This is a genomic window from Bacillus sp. AFS012607 (assembly GCF_002558005.1).
GTDB lineage: Bacteria > Bacillota > Bacilli > Bacillales > Bacillaceae_G > Bacillus_A > Bacillus_A thuringiensis_S.
This window is the reverse complement of sequence record NZ_NTVM01000007.1, coordinates 186401-201723: the sequence shown is the minus strand read 5'-3', so window position 1 is coordinate 201723 and position 15323 is coordinate 186401. Positions and strand designations below refer to the sequence as shown.

The window sequence follows — 15323 nt, the reverse complement described above, 5'->3', positions numbered from 1 at the left end:
TCTACTCTACTATATTAGCAATTATAGGTAGGGAAATGCAAAAAAACTTTTTTACAAGTGTAAAAAAGTTTGGCAAAAAGTATGCAAGATTTTAAAGGAATGTCATTTTGGAAGAAACATCACAAATGATTGGATAAATTGAATGGTGAATTGGAAACAATACAAGGGATATTAATTTTAGGAGGTGCTTTAATTGAATTATAAAAAAATGCTTTCAATATTAATGACAAGCATATTTACAGTAGGATTATTAATTGGCTGTAATCCAGCTCCAAAAGATGAAAAGGAGCCAGATCCAACGGAGGAACCTTCTGAACAAAGACAGGAGGAAAAAAATAATGAATTAAACAAAAAGGATGAGCAAGAACCAGATCCAACAGAAGAGCCATCTGAGGAACAAAAGAAGAAAAAAGAAAATGAGTAGTTGTAGTTTAATGAAATGTGTAGCATGATTTTGTAACAAAAAATACTTTTTAAAACATACAACCACTTTTCTTGCTTTATAAAAAAGTGGTTGTATAAAATTGTATATGAATTTAAACATTTCATGGATATGACTTTTGCTTTAAGGCTACTTTTTAATTCATGTAGTTTGTGATGTTTATTTCCCCTAAAATGAAGCTTGAAATCAATATTCATCTCTCGTTACAAACTCTTCAATCATCAAATTTAATTGATCCGATATTTCTATCAACAAACTTCTATATTAAATACCTCGTACAACATAATAGCACCTAATGCAGTAATTCCTTCATAAAGCATTATAATGCTTTTTATTAAAATCTTTCCTTAATTTAAGCCTAATATCCCCCTGATGTGTGTTAGTAAGTATTGTTGTGTTAAAATTTTGACAAAAACTATTAATTTATTCGTTTATTTTATGAAGATTTGCTCCTTCTTTTAACGATTAAAGGATTAAATATATTAGAAAGTTTTAATAAAATTAAAACTCTATTTTCTTGGAAGTAGGAAATAAAAAATTTATAGGAATTAGACTAAAGTCTTAAAACGAAAGGAGACTAATCATACTTTCGTATCACTTCATTTTCGTTCCAATTATTGATTCGAATATTTTTGTTTTTTATTAAAATATTGGTAAAGAAATAATTACATAAAAAAAGGAGTGGGAATATGAATAATTATATTTGTACTACATGTGGAGTACAGTATCCCGAAAATGAAGAAGCACCTTCTCGTTGTAAAATTTGTAATGAGGAAAGACAATATGTTAATCCAATTGGGCAGTCATGGACAACATTAGAAACAATGCAAAATAGCAATTTATACAAAAACGAAATAATAAAAGAAGAAAGCGGTTTGTATAGCATTACTACTAAACCTAAATTTGCGATTGGACAAACAGCATTTTTAATACAAAGTAAAACTCTAAATGTTATGTGGGATTGCATTAGTTATTTAGATGATAAAACGATACAACGTATATATGATTTAGGTGGTATTCAAGCAATAGCACTTTCTCATCCACATTATTATTCTACACAAGTTAAATGGGCAGAAACATTCAATGTACCTATTTATATTCATGAAGATGATAAAGAGTGGGTGGTTCGTCCGAGTAAGCAAATTAAATTTTGGTCTGGGGAGCATCTTTTGTTATCGGAAGAACTTATATTACATCGCTTAGGAGGCCATTTTAAGGGCGGGACTGTTATACATTGGAAAGACGGTAATGAAGGGAAAGGTATTTTGTTATCAGGTGATATTATACAAGTAGTTTCGGATCAAAAATGGGTAAGTTTTATGTATAGTTATCCCAATCTTATTCCATTACCAGCGAATAAAGTTAGAGATATGGCAGAGAAAGTAAAAGATATCCAATTTAGTCGACTATATAATGCATTTCATGGTGTGGTGGAAGATGCAAATAAAGCTGTACAAAGATCTGCTGATCGGTATATAAAGGCCCTGCAAGGAGAACTATTTCATACGTAATAGCTTGTATTTCATCTCTACATTTATATAACTAATTTTATATGAATTTTATACGAAAGTCCTATTGTTTATTAACTTATAGGTCTTTCAACTTAGGAAGCTCACACTAATGAGGGATGTTAAAGGGAATATATGTAACCTATACTAATTACTATAAAGCTTTGGAAAATGAAAAGGAGGAGATTTGCATGAAGAATTGGGTTCAATTTAGAATTGCAAGACCAACAGATAGATTTGAAGAAGTGATAAGTTTTTATGAAACAGGATTAGGATTAAAACGTATAGGGGAATTTCACAATCATGAAGGATATGACGGGGTTATGTTTGGTTTACCAGATGAAGAATATCATTTGGAGTTTACTACACATGTTAATGGAAGTCCATGTCCGGCACCGACAAAAGATAATTTACTAGTTTTTTATATGCCTAATAAAGGTGAAATTGAAAAGATAGTGAATCGATTAAGTAATATGGGCTATCATGAGGTGGAACCAGAAAACCCGTATTGGATAGAGAAAGGAACCACAATAGAGGATCCAGATGGTTGGAGAATTGTGCTTATGAATGCATCTGAATAAAGAAACTATTATTATATGAAATAGAGTGTAACAAAATGATTTAGACATAAATCCCTACAGTGTTTGTAGGGATTTTTATATAAGAAAATCTTATTGAGAGAGTTATTAAAATGTAGAAAGATTTTGGCTAAGAGCAAATGTAATAAACATAATTTATGAAGGAGGTATAAAAGTATGATAGTAAAACATTTTAAAGAGTTTTCTAAACATGTTGGAAATACACCTCTCATGAAATTAGAATGCGAAGAAACGAAGAACCTTTCTATCTATGCTAAATGTGAATGGCATAATCCTACAGGATCAATTAAGGATAGGGCCGCACTTGGAATGATTAATAAATATTTACAAGAAGCGGACAAAAAACAAAATATTTTAGAGTATAGTGGTGGAAGCTTAGCGAGGTCAATTGGGTGTATTTGTAATTGTTTAGGGATTGAATGCACGTTAGTGTTAAGTTCTGCAACTGGTCAATCTCTATTAAATAAAATCAAATATTATGGTGCTAACGTAATCTTAGTTGATAAATGTAAGGGGTTTTACGCAGTAATTGAGAAGGCAATAGAGATTAGCAAACAAAATCCAGAATTATACTTTTTATTCCAACATTATAATAATGCAAATATAGTAAGTCATATTGAAGGTACAGGGCGAGAAATTATTGCACAAATGATTGGAAAACCAATACATGCATGGGTAGCATCTGCTGGTACTGGTGGAACTCTAATGGGAGGCTATACAGCAATAAAGAATTATACAAAAAATGTTGAACTACATTTAGTAATGCCTGCTGAATTGCCTTATGCTTCGGAACAACCACCAAATGATTTAAAGAAATATGCTGGATCAGGTGGGTTCGGCTTAGGAAGGAAACAACATTTCATAGAACAGGAAGAAAATTTGATAGAAAAACAATGGACTTATTCATATGAAGATACCCTGTATGAAATGGCACGTTTTTACAAAGATACTGGTATAAAAATAGGAACTTCTGCGGCAGCGAATTTATTAGCTGCTAAACAAATTGGGAAAGAAAAAGGTGCGAATTTTAATGTAGTTACAGTTTTTCCGGACGCAGGGTCAATAGAAGAGTGGTCAGATGTAAAAAAATTAGTTGAAAAATAGGGGATAGACCAAATGATAGAGAGGACCATCAAAAAACTGTATGTTTAACTGGTACAGTTTTTTGATGGTGTGGCTGTGTAATGTTTAGAAATTTCACATACCGTATTTAAAAAATAAATATAGGAAAACCAAAAAGTAATGTAGAATATATCGTGCATACATGTATAAAGTCAACATAAAAGATAAAGAGGTGGGTATATGTTTCTTGAGGAAGTAATGCAGCAACTAGAGAAATATGGAACAGAACAAAATCGTAAAACGTATAAAAACCACGGAGCGAAAGAGCCACTATTCGGAGTTAGTTTTGCGAATTTAAAATTGTTAAAAAAGAAGCTAAAAAAAGATCATGATTTAGCAGTTGAATTGTGGGAAACAAAAAATATGGACGCAATGACATTAGCAACTTATATTTTAGATCCGAAGAAAATAACGACAGAACAGCTTAATAGTTGGGTTCAGGATGTTGATTATTACTGTTTAATGGATCTTCTTATGACATCTATATGTACTTCGCCAATTGCAATAGAAAGAATGGAAGAGTGGACAAAGTTTAATGATGAATGGATTGGAAGAGCTGGCTGGTCTTTATTAGCAAATATAGCGATTAAAAATAAAGCGTTACATGATGATTTCTTCTCTCCGTACTTAGAAGAGATTAAAGAAAATATACATAATGAAAAAAATAGAAAAAAAGAAGCGATGAATAGTGCTTTAATCGCAATAGGAATTCGTAATGAAGACTTAGAGCGACAAACGATTGGAATTGCGCGTGAAATTGGAAAAGTAGAGGTTGATCACGGTGCGACATCATGTAAAACACCAGATGCAGAAAGCTATATAAAAAAAGCGAGAGAAAGAGCTGAAAAAAAGAAAGTGAAATAAGAAAAGAGGAACGGTTATGAAACCAATTGAAGCAGCACAAAACATAATTACATCACAATTTCCGAATTGTGATGTAGCTTTACTCGGCGGAAGCGTTGCACGAGGAGAAGCGACGAAAACATCTGACCTTGATATTGTAATAGTCGATCAAAGTTTAACTTCTTGTTATAGAGAATCTTTCTATAGTAATGGATGGCCTGTTGAGGTGTTTGTTCATAATTTTGAAACATATAAAACCTTTTTCAAAATGGATTGTGATCGAGGGAGACCTTCGTTACCACAATTAGTTTCAGAAGGGATTGCATTAAAAGGGGAAAAGGAAATTGTTGAGAAATTAAAAAAAGAAGCGAATGGTTTACTACATAAAGGACCAGATAAATGGACGGAAGAAACGATTAAGCAGAAGCGATATTTTATTACGGATACTTTAGATGACTTTATTGGTGCAACGAAAAGAGAAGAAGAATTGTTTATCGCTAATCTATTAGCGGATTTAGTACATGAATATGTATTAAGAGTAAATGGTAGGTGGCTTGGGAGTTCAAAATGGTTCATTAGAGTGCTAAGAAGGTATGATGAGCAATATGCAAACAAATTTGTAGCCGCTTTTGATCATTTTTATAAAACGGGAGAGAAAAATGAATTAATTCATTTTATAGAAAAGACGTTAGAACAGTATGGTGGAAGAGTGTTCGAAGGATTTTCTATTGGTAAATAAAAAGGGGAGAGAAAAATGAATGTACCATATGTTCAATTAAGAGAATTGACATTAGATGATGTAGAAGATCGCTATCAATGGTCATTAGATAGAGATGTAACAAAGCATTTAGTCGTACCAGATCAATATCCTCCGTTCACTCGTGAAGATACGAGAAACTGGATTGAAGCTTGTATAAGCCGAAAAAATGGTTATGAACAAAGGGCAATTGTTACTGAGAAAGGTATACATATTGGATGGGTAGACCTTAAAAATTTTGATAAAACAAATAAAAATGCAGAACTAGGAATTGCGATTGGAAATAAAGACTATTGGGGTAAAGGATTTGGAATGGCAGCTCTAAACAGCATGTTACATATAGGTTTTTCCCAGTTTGAATTGGAGAAAATTTGGTTACGTGTAGATGAAGATAATACACAAGCTAAAAAGAGTTATGAACATGCCGGATTTGTATGTGAAGGGTTAATGAGAAATGATCGATTGAGACAGGGGAAGTTCATTCATCGCTATCGTTACAGTATATTAAAAGAAGAGTATGAATTAAAAAATAATAACCTATAAAAATATTATGTAAATGAAAAAGGGGAAGATAAAATGATTCGATTACTTACAAAAGCGGATGCAAAACAATATTGGGAGTTACGTTTACAAGCACTACAAGTAAACCCAGAAGCATTTGTAACGACTTATGAAGAAGCAGTACGTCAAGAAAACCCTCTTGAACGCGTTGCTAGTAATCTTTCATCTAACAGTAGTTTTACATTTGGTGCTTTTAATAATGAAAATCGTTTAGTTGGGGTTGTTACTTTATTAACAGAAGAAAAGGATGCATATAAGCATAAAGGGCATATCGTTGCAATGTATGTAGATACTGAAAATCGAAGAAGTGGTCTTGCACGTGATTTAATACGTAAAGCAATTGAAAGGGCAAAAGAGATGAAGCTAGAGCAATTGAACTTAGGGGTTGTGTCAACGAACGAACCAGCCAAACGATTATATGAATCAATGGGATTTAAAACGTACGGAATTGAAAAAAGGGCTATAAAAATGAATGGTGTGTATAGTGATGATGAACATATGGTGTTGTTCTTTTAAGAGAGGAAGTTTAGCATGAAAGATCTCCATTTAGAAAGAAATATGGACCTTCAAGTAGCGATTTTGTATGCGACGGTTGCTGATACGTTTAATAGATTGCAAAGGTTAGTAGAAGGTACTGAAGAGAACGAACTATCCTATAAAGGGTCTGAAAATAATGAAAATAGTATTGGGCAGTTACTTCAGCATTTAGCAGTTGTCGATTTACATTGGGTGTATCGTTTCAAGGGAGAAGATGTTCCAACAACATTTGAAAATAAATATGGTCCTATGTTGAATGAAGTAGGAGAAATGCCGAGTTTAAGAAAATACACGTTGCAAGAGTTAATGCAAGATTATGAAGCAGTGCAAAAATTGTTTCATGAAGAATGTATGAAACTAACAGAAACTGATTTAACGCGGGAAGTTTTGTATGAAAAAGGGGAAACTGCGACTATAAGATGGGGAATTTGGCATATAGCAGATCATAATCGATATCATCAAGCACATATAAGTCGATTGAGGAAATTATATAGAGCTAGATTACATACAAGTTAAAGATTGTGAATTTTAATTATATTTATTTTGTTGTATAGTATTAGGGAGAAACTAAACAAGGGGTTTTACAATGAAAGCAATTGTTATAGGGATACTGGCATCATTTTTCTTTGCCTTTACCTTTGTTTTAAACCGGGCAATGGACTTAGAAGGTGGAAGCTGGATTTGGAGTGCATCATTACGGTATTATTTTATGGTTCCAATGCTATTACTTATTGTTATGTATAGAGGGAACTTAAAGCAACTCTTTCAATATATGAAAAACAATCCGAAAGAATGGTTAGTATGGAGTATCGTTGGATTTGGTCTCTTTTATGCACCGCTTAGTTTTGCTGGAGCGTTCGGACCAGGTTGGCTTGTTGCATCAACATGGCAAATTACAATCGTTGCAGGGATTTTGTTAACACCATTTTTTGCGGTGGATCCACTACATAAAAAACTTCCGATGAAGGAATTAGTTATGTCGGGTATTATTTTATTCGGTGTTGTTCTCATGCAAGTAGAACATGCTTCTTCATTAGGTATTCGTGAAACCGTTTTATGTGTAGTTCCTGTACTTATTGCAGCATTTGCGTATCCTCTTGGAAATCGAAAAATGATGCAAGTTTGTAAAGGGGAATTAGATGTATTTCAGCGAGTACTCGGTATGACATTAGCAAGTTTACCATTTTGGTTTTTATTATCTGGTTACGAAGTATCAACTGGCGGATTACCGTCAAGTAGCCAAGTTTTTCAATGTTTTATTGTAGCAGTTAGTTCAGGGTTAATCGCGACAGTATTATTTTTCTTTGCAACAGATCTTGTGAAAGATGATCCACAAAAACTAGCAACAGTGGAAGCGACGCAGTCTGGTGAAGTTTTATTTGCGCTAGTAGGAGAGCTGATCTGGTTATCTGCACCAATTCCGTCATCATTATCTTGGATTGGTATGAGTCTCGTTATTATTGGGATGATACTTCATAGTTATGTAGCTGTCGTTGTAAAAAAAGAAGAAAAAATAACGGCGTAATGAGACTAGCTCTTTTTATTAAGAGCTAGTATTTTTTCGTAGAAAGGGATGAAAGTATGAATTTACAACTTGTTGAACAACTTGAAAAAGATTCAATATTAAATGTGCTACAATATGCCGTCGGTCCAAATGAAATAAGCTTAAAGAAAGCAGTATTACTTTATCAAAATAATAAAGGGACTTTGTACAAATATGAAGAAAAAGCTTGTATAGGTATAGAAGTAATCGGAGCAACTAAAGCACGAGTATGTCATATAGCAGTGGATCCAGATTATCGTCAAAAAGGAATTGCACTGCAAATGATTAAAGAGGTTGTAAGAATATATCAATTGACTTATATAGAAGCAGAGACAGACGATGGGGCGGTAGAATTTTATAAAAGAATTGGTTTTCGAGTTAAAAGTTTAGGAGAAAAATATAAGGAAATCGAAAGATTTCATTGTTATTTGGAAAAATATTATAAAAATATGCATATGGAGTATAGTCTGAAAAAATAAGATCTACATTTTTCTTCATTTCAAAAAACTCTCGTTCATCATTATCTACGATTTTAATAGAGTTTTGAGTCTTCAGTATAATAATATACATATTTTTGTAGTAATCAATATGATTAAGTTAAAAATTAAGAAAAATATGATAATATATTTATATAAAAGTTTAAATTTACATGGCTAGTGGGGGAACCAATATGAAAATGAATGATATAGTAGCAAGTACAAAATTTCCAAATACAATCGAAACAATAACAAAAGATTTAAAAGCATTAGGAATCGAAAAAGGAATGACAATTATCGTTCATTCATCACTAAGTTCTATCGGCTGGATATCTGGTGGTGCGGTTGCCGTAGTAGAAGCATTAATGAAAGTTGTTACGGAAGAAGGAACGATAATAATGCCAACGCAATCTTCGGATTTATCCGATCCGAAACATTGGTCAAGACCACCTGTACCGGAAGACTGGTGGCAAATTATCCGAGATAACGTCCCGGCATTTGATTCACGTATAACCCCAACAAGGGGAATGGGTGAAATAGTTGAATGTTTTCGTACATATCCGAATGTAGTACGTAGTAATCATCCGTTAGGAAGTTTTGCTGCATGGGGAAAACATGCAGTAGAAATAACAATGAACCATTCGTTATCAATGAGCTTTGGAGAAGAATCTCCATTAAGAAAAATATATGATTTAGACGGGTACGTATTATTAATTGGTGTTGGATATGATTCCAATACGTCTGTTCATTTATCCGAGGTGCGTACTGGTACATGTGAGTTAATACAAGTAGGAGCACCTATTATAGAAAACGGTGAGAGAGTGTGGAAAGAGTTTGTTGAAATGGATTACGAATCTGAGAAGTTTGTTGAAATTGGTGTGGAGTTTGAGCGAAAAGGAACTGTAAAAAACGGGAAGATAGGGAATGCAACGTGTCGTCTAATGAAACAGCGTGATATAGTTGACTTTGGAACCGAATGGTTTCGTAAGAAAAATTAGTAAGGGATGGTTACAATGAAGGGGAAAAAGGTATTAATTACGAGCGGTGGTTGTCTAGAAAAATGGGATCAAGTACGCGGGCATACGAATATGGCTAAAGGTACAATCGGAAGGATAATGGCAGAAGAACTTCTAGCTAAAGGGGCACATGTTATATATTTACACGGTTATTTTGCGGAGAAACCGAGCGATGTACATAGAGGGTTAGAATTACATCCATTTGAAGGAATTGTTGATTTGCAAGATAAAATGAAAAGTATCATCACACATGAAAAGGTTGATGCGGTCATTATGGCCGCGGCTGGATCAGATTGGATTGTGGAGAAGATTTGTGATCAAGATGGTAATGTTCTTAATATGAACGGAAAAATTTCAAGTGATATAGCACCGATTATTCACTTTCAAAAGGCTCCAAAAGTATTAAAACAAATAAAAGAATGGGATCCAGAAACAGTACTTATTGGTTTTAAACTTGAAAGTGATTTAAATGAAGAAGAACTATTTGAAAGAGCGAAAAATAGAATGAAAGAAGCAAGGGCGAATGTAATGATTGCGAATTCACCACATTCTTTATATTCGCGCGGAGCTGTACATTATGTAATTGGACAGGATGGTAAAGGGAAGTTGTGTAATGGGAAAGATGAAACAGCGAAAGAAATTGTCAAAAGCTTAGAGATATTATGTAATCGTGTTACTGCTTTTTAAAATTAAGTTTTTAGATAAGAATGAATCCGCATAGTAATAAGTAAGCGAAACTTTAATTGGTGGGAATTTTACTTTTACACGAATGTGAAGCGTATACCAATCAAGAGCTATACACAGAATAATTGGTGAGGAGTGGATTCTATGGAACATTTATTAAAGCAAGCTATTAAACTTAGAAATGAAAAGAAATATGCGCAGTCTAAAGAGATGCTTATAGGATTAACAAACTTTACAAAGGATGCAGAAGTACTGTATCAGTGTGCGTGGATACATGATGTAATGGGGCTAGAAACAGAAGCAATTCCGTATTATGAGCAAGCAATCGCAAATGGACTTGATGGCGAATCACTTTGCGGTGCTTATATTGGTTTAGGAAGTACATATCGTTGTATAGGGGAATATGAAAAGGCAATTACAGTATTAGAAGCTGGGGTGAAAAAATTCCCAGAGAACGATCCAATGAAAGTATTTTTATCATTAGCAAAATATAATGTAAACGATCACGAATCAGCTATGAAATTATTACTTGAAACTGTCGTGAAAGTAGAGGAAGTAAAAGAATTTGAACGTGCCATTTCATTTTATAAAGACCATTTAAATGAGGTTTTTAAATAAAGGAGTGAACGTATGAATGTTACACTATCGCGAAGGCGAAAAGGTATTTGGATTGGACTCGTCTCTTTAATAATACTATCAAACTACTTATTGTATGCCCTTCCAATAGTACCAGCTGCGCCGAAAGAAGTTGTGCTTGGGTCATTATTAGATTGCATGTTTGTCATTCCAATCATCACGTATTTCTTCATTATTCGAAAAAGATACTCGTTAACGTATATATTTCCTGTTGTAATAGCTGGATATATTTTTGCAAGATTTATTATTCCAAGTTACTATTTACAAGCTTTTTCATTCATCTCTTATATTATTGTTGCGGCTGAAATTGCATTTGTAGGTCTAGAATTATTCCGTCTCTATAAAATTGTTAGAGTGCTTCCTAAAATAATAAAAAAATATAAAAAACATAGAAGAGAAAATTATTCCTTTTCTTATGCGATTGATGCTGCGTTTGACGCTACTATGAAAAGAAATAAATTAATAGATATCATTGTAACGGAGTGTAAGTTAATCTATTATGCATTTTTATCGTGGCGTGAAAAAGTACCAGAAGGTGAATCCGTATACTCATATCACAAAAAGACTGGTGCAATAGGTGTATATATCATGATCATCCATGCGACCTTAATAGAAAGTATCGGTTTTCATTATTTGTTTCATCAATGGAATCCGGTTGTAGCATGGGTGTTACTTATTTTAAATGTATATGCAATGTTTTATTTTTTAGCTGAAATACAAGCGATGCGTAAAAATCCACTTATCGTAACAAAAGAACAAGTAATCATTCAAATTGGATTAGGAAAGAAAATTGTTATACCATTTACACAAATTGATAATATTGCGTTCTACAAGGATGAATTGCTAACGGCAAAAGAAGGGAAACAGGTATTGGATGCAACTGTTATGGAGTTCATAAAAGAACCTGCTACTTTTGAAATAACATTAAAAGAGCCAGTGAAAGCACAGTTGTTATATGGATTTTCTAAAACAGTAAGTCGTGTGCACTTAAATGTTGATGAAGAACGAAAATTTTATGATGCGGTTAAGGAAAAGTTAAAACATGAGTAATAGTGCTGTTAGTTACATAAAAACAAATAAACTTCCGTTAGAAGTGAAAAACTCTTTCTAAATAAGAAGGAGTTTTTCTTGTATAAATCATTATATAAAAAACTATATACTTCTTTATCACTATATAAATGGATATAATTGAGGATAGAACTAGTGTAAGGGGAAACAAAATAATGAATAAGTTACTTACATCGAAAATTGAAATTATAGAAAGAAAAATCCGATATAACTCAACAATAGTAGATCACAAGTGTTTATTACTTGAAAAGCAATCACAAAGTATTGTTTTATTTCACGAGGTGCAGTATTCATTTACAATGACTGCAAATGATACTAAGTTAACAATCCCAAAAGGGAGTTATACAATCGCATATTACTGGAAAGATTGTCCGTACAATTTATACGTATGGAGAGATATAAAAGGGAAGTATTTAGGTTCCTATTTTAATATCGTAAAAAATACACAAATAAAAGACGAAGTGGTTTCCTTCGAAGATTTAATCATTGATATTATGGTACTTCCAAATGGAGAATACTTCATATTAGATGAGGATGAATTACCAGAACCATTAGGAAATTTCGAAGGTGGTTATGTGAAGGAAGCTCTTTATATATTAATGGATACAATTAAAACGTTCCTTCCAAAAATAATAAAAGGGACTGCTGATATCTTTAAAAATAAATAATGTTCGCTAAAACCCAGTTGACTTATCGGAAATATTTGTATAATATGTACTTAATTCCATAACGTATTGCTGATTGGAGAAACCAAAGGCATTTTATCTGTTGATAAAATGCCTTTGGTTTTTTTATTGCACAAATACTGAATCTGTTCATTTATATGAATCATTTTAAGGAGGGGAAGAAATGACTGTTTCAATTGATGGGGTATCAAAATATTTTTTGAAACAAACTGGTACTGTTCAAGTATTAGAGAATATTAATTTTCAATTAGAGAAAGGGGATTTTGTTACAGTAATTGGTCCGAGTGGGTGCGGAAAAAGTACATTACTAAAAATTGTTGCAGGTCTAGATAATGATTTTGAAGGTGAAGTTATTATTGACGGGGAGCCTATCTTAAAAACGAGCAAGAAACAAGGTTTTATTTTTCAAGAGCATAGGCTTTTTCCATGGTTAACAGTTGAAGAAAATATAGCGGCAGATTTGTCGTTAAAAGATAAGTATGTGAAAGATAAGGTGAGAGAATGGGTTGAAATCGTTCGGTTAGATGGCTTTGAAAAATCGTATCCGAAAGAAATTTCAGGCGGGATGTCACAACGTGTTGCGATAGCGAGAGCGTTATTAAGAGATCCGAATGTATTATTACTTGATGAACCTTTTGGAGCGCTGGATGCTTTTACTCGAAGTCATTTGCAAGAAGTATTGCTGAATATTTGGGAGCAGAAGAAAACAACAATGATATTCGTTACACATGATATAGACGAAGCGATATATCTTTCAAACCGAATTATCATTATGAGTGCAAAACCAGGGAAAATACATAAAGTGATTGAAAATAATTTGCCTTATCCGCGAAATAAAACTTCTCAATCGTTCCAACAACTTCGAACGAAAGTATTACAGCAGTTTGAATATGGAGGGTTGATTCAAACAAGTATATAGGAAAAGGGTGATTTTATATGTATAAAAAATTTAAAGTTCTTTCTTTTGCTTTAGCTATATCAGTATTTTTATTAGGATGTGAAAAAAGTACAGTAAGTAGTAAGAAAGAAGATGTAACAATACAAATTGGTATACAGCAAGGATTAAGCCCGCTATTACTAGCAAAGAAAAAGGGATGGTTTGAAGAGGAGTTTAAAAAAGAAGGAGTTAAAGTGAAATGGACAGAGTTCCAAAGTGGACCTCCTTATTTTGAAGCAATCGCATCAAACCGGTTAGACTTTGGTGAAGTAGGGAATTCTCCAGTCATTTCAGCGCAAGCAGCAGGTGTTGGATTTACCGAAATCGCCAATACAAGTTATGCGAGAAAAGGAACTGGAATTCTCGTTCAAAAAGATAGCAAGATTGCGAGTGTAAAAGATTTAAAAGGTAAAAAAATTGCAGTAGCAAAAGGAAGTAGTGCCTTTAATTTATTGTATCGAGCACTTGATAAAGAAGGTATTGATGCAAAAGATGTAAATGTCATTCAATTACAACCAGATGAAGCGCAGCCTGCATTCGAATCAGGATCAGTAGATGCATGGGCGATTTGGGACCCTTTCATATCATTACATACGTTAAATAAAGGTGCGAAGGTGATTGCAGACGGTGAAACATTAAATGTCTCTTCACCAGAATTTTTAATTACGAGGACAAAATTTGCGAAAGAACATCCAGAATTAGTTGAGAAATTCCTCAAAGTTTATGAGAAAGCACGTGTATGGCAAGATGCTAACTTAGATGAAGCAATAAAAGTATACACTTCTGTAAAAAAGATAGATGCAGAGATTGTAAAAGAAGTGTTTAATCACGACAAACCAATTTTAGTTCCGGTAACGAAGGAAATAATAGCAGAACAACAAAAGACAGCGGATTTTCAATATAAGCTCGGTTCTATAAAGAAAGAAATTAAGACGGAAAAAGTTGTAGATAATTCTTTCGTAGAAAAAGCATTGAAAGCGAAGTGAAAAGAGGTTTTGTAAAGTGGAAAATACGAAAGCTGTTATGAAACCAGCGAGTATAACGATTAAGAAAAATGGCATAAAGAAGGTACGAAAGTTAAATGTAAAAGTTTTAGTAAGGGCGATTACTATACCGGTTATTATATTAATAATTTGGCAGTTGGCTGGCGTATTCGGTCTTGTTTCTAAAACAGTTTTACCAACACCATTAGATATTTTTCTAGCTTTCCAAGAGCTTATTAAAACAGGAGAGTTATTCGGCCATTTAAGTATTAGTGTATTCAGGGCTGCGGCTGGTTTCTTTATTGGTGGGGGCTTAGGAATCATTTTAGGAACGATTGTTGGATTTTCAACGAGAAGTGAGCAATATTTAGACCCATCTGTGCAAATGTTAAGAACTGTACCTCATTTAGCTGTTGCGCCGCTTTTCGTATTATGGTTCGGTTTTGGTGAAACATCGAAAGTGCTATTAATTGCAGATGGTGCATTTTTTCCTTTATACGTAAACGCATTTTTAGGTATTAGAGGTGTGGATTCAAAGTTATTTGATGTTGCGAGAGTGTTAGAGTTTAGCAAAAGAAAACTAATTACGAAACTAATTTTACCATCTGCATTGCCTAACCTTTTACTAGGAGCAAGGTTATCGTTAGGTGTTGCATGGGTGAGTTTAGTAGTAGCAGAACTTATGGGATCTACAGAAGGTATTGGTTATATGATTATGGATGCAAGGCAATTTTCAAATACAGATATCGTATTTGTCGGCATAATTATCTTTGCATTTGTTGGGAAGTTTTCTGACTCTCTAGTACGTTTACTAGAAGTGAAGTTTTTAAGATGGCGAGATAATTTTAAAGGTGAGACTAGGAATTAACATATAAATTATTAGGGGTAATTTATATAGAATTTGTTAGTATACGTTTCAAAATAA

The 15323-nt window shown here is 33.2% G+C and carries 19 protein-coding genes; all 19 read left to right on the top strand.

All coding sequences use genetic code 11. The features are described 5' to 3' along the window. Positions 1-193 precede the first annotated feature (193 nt). The 19 genes from CN409_RS08765 to CN409_RS08675 all read left to right on the top strand — a co-directional run bounded on the left by CN409_RS08765 (position 194) and on the right by CN409_RS08675 (position 15266). Positions 194-424 (top strand): hypothetical protein, encoded by a 231-nt coding sequence (locus CN409_RS08765; RefSeq protein WP_001106986.1) that lies wholly within the window; start codon positions 194-196, stop codon positions 422-424. Positions 425-1131: 707 nt separating this feature from the next. Continuing rightward, positions 1132-1953 carry an MBL fold metallo-hydrolase gene (locus tag CN409_RS08760; RefSeq protein WP_001067271.1) on the top strand — a complete coding sequence of 274 codons (822 nt, stop codon included), beginning with the start codon at positions 1132-1134 and terminating at the stop codon, positions 1951-1953. 188 nt (positions 1954-2141) lie between these two features. Continuing rightward, the gene (locus CN409_RS08755) at positions 2142-2531 is read left to right on the top strand and encodes a VOC family protein (RefSeq protein ID WP_000800678.1); all 390 of its coding nucleotides are present in this window, start codon (positions 2142-2144) and stop codon (positions 2529-2531) included. Between the two features lie 174 nt (positions 2532-2705). Then, positions 2706-3653 (top strand): PLP-dependent cysteine synthase family protein, encoded by a 948-nt coding sequence (locus CN409_RS08750; RefSeq protein ID WP_086390608.1) that lies wholly within the window; start codon positions 2706-2708, stop codon positions 3651-3653. Between the two features lie 198 nt (positions 3654-3851). Continuing rightward, positions 3852-4535 carry a DNA alkylation repair protein gene (locus CN409_RS08745; RefSeq protein WP_000478212.1) on the top strand — a complete coding sequence of 228 codons (684 nt, stop codon included), beginning with the start codon at positions 3852-3854 and terminating at the stop codon, positions 4533-4535. Between the two features lie 16 nt (positions 4536-4551). Beyond that, positions 4552-5253, top strand: coding sequence for a nucleotidyltransferase domain-containing protein (locus CN409_RS08740; RefSeq protein ID WP_000802430.1), 702 nt, complete (start codon positions 4552-4554; stop codon positions 5251-5253). Positions 5254-5268: 15 nt separating this feature from the next. Next, positions 5269-5814, top strand: coding sequence for a GNAT family N-acetyltransferase (locus CN409_RS08735; protein WP_001102493.1), 546 nt, complete (start codon positions 5269-5271; stop codon positions 5812-5814). Positions 5815-5847: 33 nt separating this feature from the next. Further along, the gene (locus tag CN409_RS08730; RefSeq protein WP_000620322.1) at positions 5848-6348 is read left to right on the top strand and encodes a GNAT family N-acetyltransferase; all 501 of its coding nucleotides are present in this window, start codon (positions 5848-5850) and stop codon (positions 6346-6348) included. A gap of 15 nt (positions 6349-6363) precedes the next feature. Further along, positions 6364-6885: a DinB family protein gene (locus tag CN409_RS08725; RefSeq protein WP_000653847.1), complete on the top strand. Its 522-nt coding sequence runs from the start codon at positions 6364-6366 to the stop codon at positions 6883-6885. Positions 6886-6955: 70 nt separating this feature from the next. Continuing rightward, complete coding sequence (locus tag CN409_RS08720; protein WP_000644594.1) at positions 6956-7894, top strand: DMT family transporter; 939 nt, start codon at positions 6956-6958, stop codon at positions 7892-7894. A gap of 56 nt (positions 7895-7950) precedes the next feature. After that, positions 7951-8391 (top strand): GNAT family N-acetyltransferase, encoded by a 441-nt coding sequence (locus CN409_RS08715; protein WP_097981642.1) that lies wholly within the window; start codon positions 7951-7953, stop codon positions 8389-8391. A gap of 197 nt (positions 8392-8588) precedes the next feature. Next, on the top strand, positions 8589-9386 hold the full coding sequence (locus tag CN409_RS08710) for an AAC(3) family N-acetyltransferase (RefSeq protein WP_141527701.1): 798 nt from the start codon (positions 8589-8591) through the stop codon (positions 9384-9386). Between the two features lie 15 nt (positions 9387-9401). Next, positions 9402-10091 (top strand): phosphopantothenoylcysteine decarboxylase domain-containing protein, encoded by a 690-nt coding sequence (locus CN409_RS08705; RefSeq protein WP_097981639.1) that lies wholly within the window; start codon positions 9402-9404, stop codon positions 10089-10091. Between the two features lie 141 nt (positions 10092-10232). Continuing rightward, positions 10233-10706, top strand: a complete 474-nt coding sequence (locus CN409_RS08700; protein ID WP_042598051.1) for a tetratricopeptide repeat protein — start codon at positions 10233-10235, stop codon at positions 10704-10706. A gap of 12 nt (positions 10707-10718) precedes the next feature. Continuing rightward, entirely contained in the window at positions 10719-11774 is a 1056-nt protein-coding gene (locus CN409_RS08695; protein ID WP_097981638.1) for a hypothetical protein, read from the top strand. Positions 11775-11947: 173 nt separating this feature from the next. Further along, positions 11948-12460 carry a ribonuclease FAU-1 family protein gene (locus CN409_RS08690; RefSeq protein ID WP_001037871.1) on the top strand — a complete coding sequence of 171 codons (513 nt, stop codon included), beginning with the start codon at positions 11948-11950 and terminating at the stop codon, positions 12458-12460. A gap of 181 nt (positions 12461-12641) precedes the next feature. Next, positions 12642-13397 (top strand): ABC transporter ATP-binding protein, encoded by a 756-nt coding sequence (locus CN409_RS08685; protein WP_000218578.1) that lies wholly within the window; start codon positions 12642-12644, stop codon positions 13395-13397. 17 nt (positions 13398-13414) lie between these two features. After that, positions 13415-14401 (top strand): aliphatic sulfonate ABC transporter substrate-binding protein, encoded by a 987-nt coding sequence (locus CN409_RS08680; RefSeq protein WP_097981636.1) that lies wholly within the window; start codon positions 13415-13417, stop codon positions 14399-14401. Positions 14402-14417: 16 nt separating this feature from the next. Continuing rightward, positions 14418-15266, top strand: coding sequence for an ABC transporter permease (locus tag CN409_RS08675; RefSeq protein WP_000432136.1), 849 nt, complete (start codon positions 14418-14420; stop codon positions 15264-15266). Positions 15267-15323 lie beyond the last annotated feature (57 nt).

Excerpts from the sequence above, each read along its gene's own strand:
- CN409_RS08715 (WP_097981642.1), top strand. The coding sequence starts at position 7,951 with ATGAATTTACAACTTGTTGAACAACTTGAAAAAGATTCAATATTAAAT.
- CN409_RS08725 (WP_000653847.1), top strand. The coding sequence starts at position 6,364 with ATGAAAGATCTCCATTTAGAAAGAAATATGGACCTTCAAGTAGCGATT.
- CN409_RS08730 (WP_000620322.1), top strand. The coding sequence starts at position 5,848 with ATGATTCGATTACTTACAAAAGCGGATGCAAAACAATATTGGGAGTTA.
- CN409_RS08750 (WP_086390608.1), top strand. The coding sequence starts at position 2,706 with ATGATAGTAAAACATTTTAAAGAGTTTTCTAAACATGTTGGAAATACA.
- CN409_RS08690 (WP_001037871.1), top strand. The coding sequence starts at position 11,948 with ATGAATAAGTTACTTACATCGAAAATTGAAATTATAGAAAGAAAAATC.
- CN409_RS08760 (WP_001067271.1), top strand. The coding sequence starts at position 1,132 with ATGAATAATTATATTTGTACTACATGTGGAGTACAGTATCCCGAAAAT.
- CN409_RS08740 (WP_000802430.1), top strand. The coding sequence starts at position 4,552 with ATGAAACCAATTGAAGCAGCACAAAACATAATTACATCACAATTTCCG.
- CN409_RS08720 (WP_000644594.1), top strand. The coding sequence starts at position 6,956 with ATGAAAGCAATTGTTATAGGGATACTGGCATCATTTTTCTTTGCCTTT.
- CN409_RS08735 (WP_001102493.1), top strand. The coding sequence starts at position 5,269 with ATGAATGTACCATATGTTCAATTAAGAGAATTGACATTAGATGATGTA.
- CN409_RS08705 (WP_097981639.1), top strand. The coding sequence starts at position 9,402 with ATGAAGGGGAAAAAGGTATTAATTACGAGCGGTGGTTGTCTAGAAAAA.
- CN409_RS08685 (WP_000218578.1), top strand. The coding sequence starts at position 12,642 with ATGACTGTTTCAATTGATGGGGTATCAAAATATTTTTTGAAACAAACT.
- CN409_RS08695 (WP_097981638.1), top strand. The coding sequence starts at position 10,719 with ATGAATGTTACACTATCGCGAAGGCGAAAAGGTATTTGGATTGGACTC.
- CN409_RS08680 (WP_097981636.1), top strand. The coding sequence starts at position 13,415 with ATGTATAAAAAATTTAAAGTTCTTTCTTTTGCTTTAGCTATATCAGTA.
- CN409_RS08755 (WP_000800678.1), top strand. The coding sequence starts at position 2,142 with ATGAAGAATTGGGTTCAATTTAGAATTGCAAGACCAACAGATAGATTT.
- CN409_RS08745 (WP_000478212.1), top strand. The coding sequence starts at position 3,852 with ATGTTTCTTGAGGAAGTAATGCAGCAACTAGAGAAATATGGAACAGAA.
- CN409_RS08710 (WP_141527701.1), top strand. The coding sequence starts at position 8,589 with ATGAATGATATAGTAGCAAGTACAAAATTTCCAAATACAATCGAAACA.
- CN409_RS08700 (WP_042598051.1), top strand. The coding sequence starts at position 10,233 with ATGGAACATTTATTAAAGCAAGCTATTAAACTTAGAAATGAAAAGAAA.